At 42.1% G+C, this 8,656-nt stretch carries 5 protein-coding genes; 4 read left to right on the top strand and 1 reads right to left on the bottom strand.

Features of this window, described 5'->3' with window-relative positions; all coding sequences use genetic code 11:
- From EO117_RS08790 to EO117_RS08775, 4 genes are all read left to right on the top strand, one after another.
- Positions 1–2,913 (top strand): YadA-like family protein (locus tag EO117_RS08790; protein ID WP_206168603.1); only part of this gene is annotated, 2,913 nt, incomplete at its 5' end.
- 131 nt (positions 2,914–3,044) lie between these two features.
- Entirely contained in the window at positions 3,045–3,878 is an 834-nt protein-coding gene (locus tag EO117_RS08785) for an MBL fold metallo-hydrolase (RefSeq protein ID WP_126940080.1), read from the top strand.
- The gene (locus EO117_RS08780) at positions 3,879–5,108 is read left to right on the top strand and encodes a DUF445 family protein (protein ID WP_126940079.1); all 1,230 of its coding nucleotides are present in this window, start codon (positions 3,879–3,881) and stop codon (positions 5,106–5,108) included.
- Entirely contained in the window at positions 5,105–6,421 is a 1,317-nt protein-coding gene (locus EO117_RS08775; protein WP_126940078.1) for a DUF445 domain-containing protein, read from the top strand. The genes EO117_RS08780 and EO117_RS08775 overlap by 4 nt, the downstream gene beginning before the upstream one ends.
- 147 nt (positions 6,422–6,568) lie before the next feature.
- Here the strand turns inward: EO117_RS08775 and bioB are convergent, their stop codons facing one another.
- On the bottom strand, positions 6,569–7,585 hold the full coding sequence (gene bioB / locus EO117_RS08770) for a biotin synthase BioB (RefSeq protein WP_126940077.1): 1,017 nt from the start codon (positions 7,583–7,585) through the stop codon (positions 6,569–6,571).
- Positions 7,586–8,656: the final 1,071 nt, after the last annotated feature.

The following is an 8,656-nucleotide window of genomic DNA, read 5'->3' as shown; positions in this document are numbered from 1 at the left end:
GCTAATGGTATCGATGGCCGTGATGGCAAATCTGGTATTGCTTCGGGAACGACTGCTGCTGGCATGGGTGCACAAGGCCCAACAGGTCAAGATGGCCTAAATGGTAAAGACTTAACATCTAAAGTGAATGCATTACGTAACGGCGAAGCTGGTACCGTGGTGTACACAGATGGCCAAGGAAATCGTTTAGTAAAAGCTAACGATGGTAACTACTATAAAGCAGATCAAGTTGACAAAGATGGTAATGTGATTACTCCAGCGGGAGGTACTAAACCAACAGCGGCCACTGATGTACAAGCTCGTCTAGTGAACCCAGATGGCACGACTACAATAGCAGCTAATACAACAGGTACGAAATTATCCAACATCGCAGATGGCACCATTGCAGATGGCTCTCATGATGCCGTGACTGGTGGTCAATTGTATACTGCAAAACAAGAATTGGCAACAGCTCTTGGTGGCAATGCAAGTGTTGATGCTAACGGCGCATTAACAGGCCCTACATACAGCATCACAAAAGATGATGCAGCAGGCGGTACAGATACTGTTAACAATGTAGGCGCAGCGGTTTCTAAATTGGATACTCGTATCAATACAGTGAAAGGATTGGCTGCACAACCATTGACTTTCACAGGTGATGATGCAAAACAAGTTAAACGTGCATTAGGTACTGAGTTAACTGTAAAAGGTGCAACTAACTTTGATCCAACTAAAACAAATCCAGTGACATCTAAGGGTGTTAACATCCGGGTGGAAAAAGACGCTACAGAAAATGCGAACGGTTTAGTGGTGAAATTGGCAGATACGTTAACAGACATGAAAGGTATCTCTGGTAACGGTACAGATAATCTAGTCATCAAAAACGGTACCAATACGATTACTGTTACACCAGGTAAAGCAGAAGTGAAAGATACAGCAGGGACAGTTACTACAAAAGCGGATCCTGGTACTGTTAACTTCGGTAATGCAACTGTAAGTATCAAGAATTTAGATACTACATTGGGCTATAAAGCGAATAATGAAACAGGTAAAACAGTTAATGTGAATACTGGGTTACATTTTGTGACTGGTGATGGTACATCTACAACTGCAACAGCGGCTAAAGCAGGCTTACATATCGAAACTGGCGAAAATGGTAAAGTCATCATTGGCTTGTCTGAGGATACAGAAACGAAATTAAACAAAGTAGCCACTATAGAAAAAAACCTTGAAGGTAAAGCAGATAAGTCTACTGTTGATGAACTTGCAAAAACAGTAGTAGGTAAGGCTGATAAATCGACTGTTGACCAATTAGCGAAAACAGTAGAAGGCAAAGCCGATAAAGGTGAAGTGACAGCATTGGGTGATAAAGTCATCACTTTCACAGGTAACAAGGCGGATGAAACAGTTAATCGTAAACTTGGCGAAACATTGCACTTAGTGGGCACTAACAATATCACTGTTGAGAAGGATGCGAAAAAAGATGATACATTAAATGTTACATTGGCATCTACTTTAACTGGTATGGAATCCATTACTACAAAATCTATTACTACAGGAACTATAGATGGTTTAAGTAATACAACGTGGGATCCTACGAAAGTAGCCTCTGCTGAGGAAGTGAAAGCTAAACCTGATTCTGAAGCAGCTAAAGAACGTTCCAAAGCAGCTACACAAGGTCAATTGAAAGACGTCGCAGATCGTGTAAGTAAAGGCCGTGTATTCACAGCGGATACAAAAGTTAACGACAATCCACTGGAAGCTAACGTTGGTTTAGGCGATACATTGGCTATCCAAGGTGGTGCAACTGGTGAGTTAACAAATAACAACATCGGTGTTGAATTAGCTCTAGCTAAAGATGGTAAACCAGCTACGATGACTGTGAAATTGGCAAAAAATGTTAAGATGGCTGATGGTTCCATTACGTATGATCGGTACGTACCTGAGTTTGAAAAAGATGCGACAGGGTTAGTAAAATCAGATGATCATGGTAAACCTATTCCTAAAAAGGACGACAAGGGTAATATCATTTACCAAAAAGATGGTAACGGTAATCCAATCGTTAACTCTTCTACAGTGGTAGATGGTACCGGTACTACATACATCATTAATAACTTAAAAAATGATGGAACAGTACAGGTAGATAATGAAAATAAACCTGTGCCAGCTATTGTTACAAAAGTAACAGCAACAGGTACTCGTTATGAAGAACGATTGACCGCAGATGATGGTAAGGTTATCTTTAAACAAGATGACGATACAAAGGTATTACAGCCAATTATTAAAACTGTATCTGTTGTAGACAGCAATGGAATACGCATTGGTTCTCATGACAAACCATTAGTAAGCTTGACGAAAGACGGTTTAAACAACGGTGGCAACAGAATTACCAACGTATCACCAGGTATAGAAGCAACGGATGCTGCGACAGTAGGTCAATTACAAGCCGTTACTAATACTGTAACAGCGAAAGTGAACGAAGCAGGTGCTCATGCGGCGGCATTAGCAGCGATGAACCCATTAAGCTACGATCCACTTAAAAAATCGCAAGTCATGGCTGGCGTTGGTGCTTACAAAGGCAATAAAGCTCTTGCGTTAGGGGTTGCCCATTATGCTAATGAAGATACTATGTTCAATGTAGGTATTAGCGTTGGCGGTGGCGAAAACATGATGAATGCAGGTGTTACATACCGATTCGGTGGTGAAGACAGCATGATTCCTGAACGCTACAAAGGTGGTCCAATTTCTTCCGTCTACATTTTACAAGACGAAGTAACTGCTCTTAAGGCTGAAAATGCACAAGTGAAAGCAGATAATGCGCAAGTAAAAGCAGACAATGCACGCATGAAAGAAAACTATGAAAAAGTAATGCAAGACAATGAAGAAATGAAAGCACAAATTAAAATGCTTATGGCTCACATGGGTATCAAATGATAGAGGCGATTCTATTTCCCACAACAAAAGGTCATAGACTTTCATAAGAAAACCCTCCTGAGGTACATACCTTGGGAGGGTTTTTGTGTTATAATAAAGGTAATCAATAAAATTATCAATTAGGAGTTAATATGAAAGTTACCTATTTAGAGCATAGCGGGTTTGTCATCGAAGATGGTAAACAAGCGTATATATTTGATTACTGGAAAGATCCAGCCGATGTGGTAGATACATTGGTAGAGCAAGGTTACGAGTTACATATCTTTATATCCCATATCCATCATGATCATTATATGAAATCAATTTTCAAATATTTACCATATATACACAGTGTTTGGTACCATGAAGATGTACCGGCATTGCGAGATGCTTGTCAGCAAGTACAGGATATGCTAGCCCGTCAGCAAGATAGTGAGAAAGCTAGCTTACTGTTAGAAAGAATCAACAATGTTGAGCCTACGGAAGGCCAGATTATATCAGAGGAACGTCTAACAGAAGGCGTGGTACAACAAGTATTTTCTTTGCATTCTATGAAGGTAGGCGACACCTTAGAGGCTGACGGCTTAACTGTCACCATGTTTGGTTCCACGGATGCTGGTGGCTCATTCTTAGTGGATACAGGTACGCATCGCATCTTTCACGCAGGAGATTTAAACTGGTGGCATTGGTCTGGAGATACGCCTGAGAATATTGCAGAGGCAAAAGCGTTAAAGGAGAAAGAATTCGCACCTCTAACAGGTTTGTCTGTGGATATTATGATGTTCCCTGTGGACGCGCGCTTAGAAGTAGCTCGTGAATGGGGAGCTCTAGAAGTGTTAGGTATGATGAACACGAAATTATTTATTCCTATGCATGCCAATGGCCCTGTATGGGTACCATCAGAGGAATTTAGAGGAGCCTATCCTACGCAACAGTGTTGGATTCCAAGAGAGCCAGGAGATACGGTGGTAGAGGAAGTGAAGTAAATGACACCATGGTTACAACGACATGGAGCAACTTCTCTATTGGTCTTAATGGGAATGATATTCTTAGTGACCTATCCCTTTCATAGAGATCCCTTCTGGGGGCTCGTCACGCATATTTCAGGGGCTGCCATGATTGGTGGTTTAGCTGACTGGTATGCGGTGACGGCGCTGTTTACAAAACCCTTAGGGATTCCTTTTAAAACGGCGCTCATCCCTAGGAATAAGGAACGGTTTGTGGAAATGGCACGACACATGATGGTGGACGAACTCCTTCGGGTGTCTCACATGTACGAGGTGCTGAAACAGGAACGTGTACCACAGCGGATAGTGTCATTTATGAATAGTGCCACTGGTCGGGGGTATATGCATGTGTGTTTTGACGAACTGAAAGACCATGTATTACCCCATGTGAAAGAAAATTTACTGCAAGAGCAATTGCTAGGGCACATCAAGAACGGTGTGGAGTCTTGGCGCGTGACACCTTTTGTGGTTAGCTTGTGCCGTCAGCTCTTAGAGACAGAACGAGCTGAGGTGCTATGGTTACACATTAACCGGATGCTTCAACGATTGCTAGCGGCGGAAGGGATTCGCCCTTATTTGTTAGGGCTAGTATCCTCTGTGATGAATCGCTATGCAGACCATTCGTTTTTACGAGAATTAGCGCTTGCATTGGGCGGGGAGTCACTTTCACCGGAATACATTACGCACATGATACAGGTGAAAGGCTGTGCCTATTTGATGAGCCAAGAATCTTTGCAGTCGCCCTTGGGATCTGCAGTATACACGAAGGCTCGATGGGCAGTGGATGAACTTGCACAGAATGGACAGTGGCAACAAAAACTAGAAGATAAAAAGAATGCTTGGTTCCGAGAGTTCATCGAAGACGGCTATGTGTTGGAAGATACGTTGGACTTGGCACGGTATGTGGAGCAAGGAGAAGCGGAATTGTACCATTTCTTTGAACGCTTGGAAACGAATGCTGTAAAAGGTCGCAAGGCAGAGCGGTTTATTTTATTCCAATTGTTGCATGTCTTAAATTACGTACGCCCTTGGATTGAACACATCGTCGTGCGCGAGATGAATCGATTCACACCGGAGGAAATTACCCGCATATTACAATCTAAATTGGGCTATGATTTGCAGATGATACGCATCAATGGGTCCTTAGTAGGTGCTATTTTAGGCGGTCTCTTCTATGGATTGACCTTGCTGAAAGGAGGGATCCTATGAGCCCTCGTGTTATAGAAACTAACAGGAATCCCTATACAACCTATGCGAACCGCTTGCTGATTACCATGGCGGTGCTGTTCGCTTTTGTGTGGTGGGGTCAATGGTATATCACGGCTCCTTGGTATGATGGATTGTATTGGTTTGTCCAATCTGCCCTCATCGGCAGCGTAGCAGACTGGTTTGCGGTGACTGCTTTATTTAGGAAACCTTTGGGTGTGTCCTTTCATACGGAGCTGATTCCACGGAATAAGAATCGTCTCATTGAGGGGATTATCCGCATGGTGAATACGAAGCTGCTCACCTATGATCAATGTAAAAGTACCATTGAACGGGTACAGTTTGTGCCCTTTGTAGATCAATATATCCGCAGTGATGTAGGACGAAATACGGTGCGCCAAGGGATTGCCACGGTACTGTCTGAGTTGTGGGAACGTCGTAGTGATCGGGAGTGGGCCCAATGGGGTGCACAACGGTTACGGAAATTTTTGCATAACCAATCGTTTATCGGTCCTATGCAACAGACTTTACTACATGTGTGTGAACACAATCGCTATGAAAGTGTGGTCATTCGAGGTATCGACTATCTACAGAGAGCTCTGTATACGGCAAAAGCACAACAATGGTTAGAATCTGTTATCGAGGAAGAAATCGAAAAGCGCAAGAAAGATATAGTATCTGCCATGCTCATTGGATTATCAGAGGGGTTGGACATCGTGAATGTTCATGAAATGGCGCGTGCTATTATTGAAGAAGTACATCAAATGTTGGAGCGCTGGAAACAGCCGAACAGCACGGAGCGTCTCGTATGGTTGCACCAATGGGTGGGGCCCTTGCAACACATGGCGTCGAACCGAAGTATCACAAAGACCTTGGATGATGCCATCCAACAGTGGATTGATGTGCAGGATTGGGAGCTCATGTTAGAGGCGTACGTGTGCCCACGGATTCGTGAAGGTATGGTATCTGCGGATGGGACGTCGCCAATGGCCATTGCGTTGGAATCGAGCTTTCAAGAGTTGTGGAATCAATACTGTGAAGAGCCGGGTATGGTGGAACGGTTAGAAGAAGCATTGACTCATATTATGCTACACATTGCATCCAAGAGCCATGGGTTTATCGGCATCATCATCCGTGAAGTGCTGCACAGTTTAAGTACAGAACGGTTCATCCATTTTATTGAAAGTAAGGTGGAAGAAGACCTCGCTTGGATCCGCATTAACGGCGCCCTCGTGGGTGGCGTCGCAGGATTGGGGACTTGGTTGTTCTTGTATTATGTGTATGAGCCAGTATTGCGTGGATTTGGAATTATCTAGTGTTGTAAATAGTTTTAAAAACAGGGGACCCAGATTCGATGGAATCGGGTCCCCTGTTTTCGTTTGAAAGTTCTATATGGTTGCAGCTCTCTAATTGAGACATATAGGTAATGAAAAAGTTTCGTTGTTACATATATAGGTTTATAGTTACGCTTCTTGTACTGTGTTTAGTGACAAATGTAAGTCTTCAATCATTTGTAGGTCATCTAATGGAGAACGGCCTTCTGTGGTTAAATAGCCACCTACCATGATGCCATTCAATCCACCTTTTAAGGCGTAGGCTTGTAAGTCGCGAAGGTTAACCTCACGACCGCCAGCAGTACGGATTAACGCACCTGGTAATACGAAGCGGAACACGGCAAAGGTACGAAGAATTTCCAATGGAGGAATTGGTTTATTGTTTTCAAATGGAGTATTTTTGATTGGATTTAAGATATTCAATGGAATAGAATCTACACCTAAACGTTTTAATTCGAATGCCATTTCTACACGTTGCTCTTTCGTTTCGTTCAGACCTAAGATACCGCCAGAACAAACACGGATACCTGCTTTTTGAGCGTTGGCAATAGTAGACATTTTATCTTCATAAGAGTGTGTTGTACAAATATCTGGGAAATGGCTTGGTGCTGTTTCGATATTAGAATGGTAACGTGTGACACCAATTTCCTTTAATTGCACTGCTTGTTCATAGGTTAAAAGACCGAGGGAACAGCAAATTTCTAATCCAGTTTCTTTGCGAATACGAGTGAGAGCACTCAAGATTTGCTCGAACTCTTTTGGGTTGTTTGTGTTACGGCCACTTGTTACGATGGAGAAGCGGATAGCACCAGCCTCTTTCGCTTTTTTTGCGGCGTTTACGATTTCATCTTCTTCCATGAAAGGATACACAGTAACTCCAGTGTCATGATGGGCGGATTGGGCACAGAATTTGCAATTTTCTGGGCATTTACCGGAACGGGCGTTCACGATGGCACATAGGTCTACTGTATCGTCATTGAATTTTTGACGGATTTTGTCAGCCATAGCTAACAGAATCATAGTGTCTTCATCAGATGTGTGGATCAGTTGTTCTGCTTCTTCACGAGTGATCTCGCCACCATCTAATACTTTTTGTGCGTATGCTATGATTGTTTCATAGGAAATAGATTTTGATACAGTTTCCATAATTACACCTCGTAATTTCCATTTGATTTTAATGACTACATCATAATGACTACATTATATATCTATTGTTAACTTGCGTCAATAGAGTTGTGTTAACATTTCAGATCGTCACTTGTTATGTTATGCAGCCTGTGACGTTCGTAACTAAATATAATAAGGGAAGAGCACGGCATACCCCTCTCAAACGGTATTTCATAATGTTTGTTCGGGGCACGCCGTGCTCTTCTTGTATTTGTGTAATTCAGGTAATAATGAAACGCCACAAGGCTGCTACTCGTAACGGCGTTCCTCAGGGTTAGGGAAGAGCACGGCATACCCCTCTCAAACGGTATTTCATAATGTTTGTTCGGGGGCACGCCGTGCTCTTCTTTGGGTTTGTGTAATTTAGGTAGTAAGGGGCACCACAAGGCTACTACTCGTAATGGCGTTCCTCTGTAGGAGATTAATATTAGAAAGTATGATAGCTTGGTAACTGTATACTCCTAATTAGATACAGAAATTGGCATCAAATGTCATCAACGATTTGTAAAAATATGATATAATGAGGACATAGAAGTGTCACTAATGTGATGTTGGGCTCATCTCTTCCTATTGTGGGAGGAGGTGGTACTATGAAAAAATTTAGGAAAATCGATGTCTTGATTTTAGTTCTAAAATTAATAGTACAACTCATTGATCTATTCAAATAGACAATGAAAAAGCCTAACGCATAAGGTCTTACACACCTTAACACGTTAGGCAATCTCTATTTTAGCTTTTTGAGATGAGCCTAACGCCCTGAACACGTTGGTAGCTCTTCTTTTCTATAGGATAAGTATAGCACAGTTTATTGCTAAATACAAACGTCATCAGACTTTATGAGAATATATGGAGAAAAATCGTTGAAATTATAAGCTATAAGTGGTACAATAAGCGTAGCTAAAGATTTAATGAATAACACACAAAAAGGGGCTGTAACAAAATAGCCCACAAATAAAATAGAGGAAAGTTGATCAAAAAGTATCAACTTTCCTCTATTTTTTATATTTTTAATAGGCAAAAGGGTCCCGAAGGACCCTTTTCATTGGTATA

The sequence above is a fragment of the Veillonella sp. VA142 genome (assembly GCF_003992135.1).
Classification (GTDB): domain Bacteria; phylum Bacillota; class Negativicutes; order Veillonellales; family Veillonellaceae; genus F0422.
The sequence above is the reverse complement of the archived record's forward strand: the minus strand, read 5'-3'. Positions and strand labels throughout refer to the sequence as shown.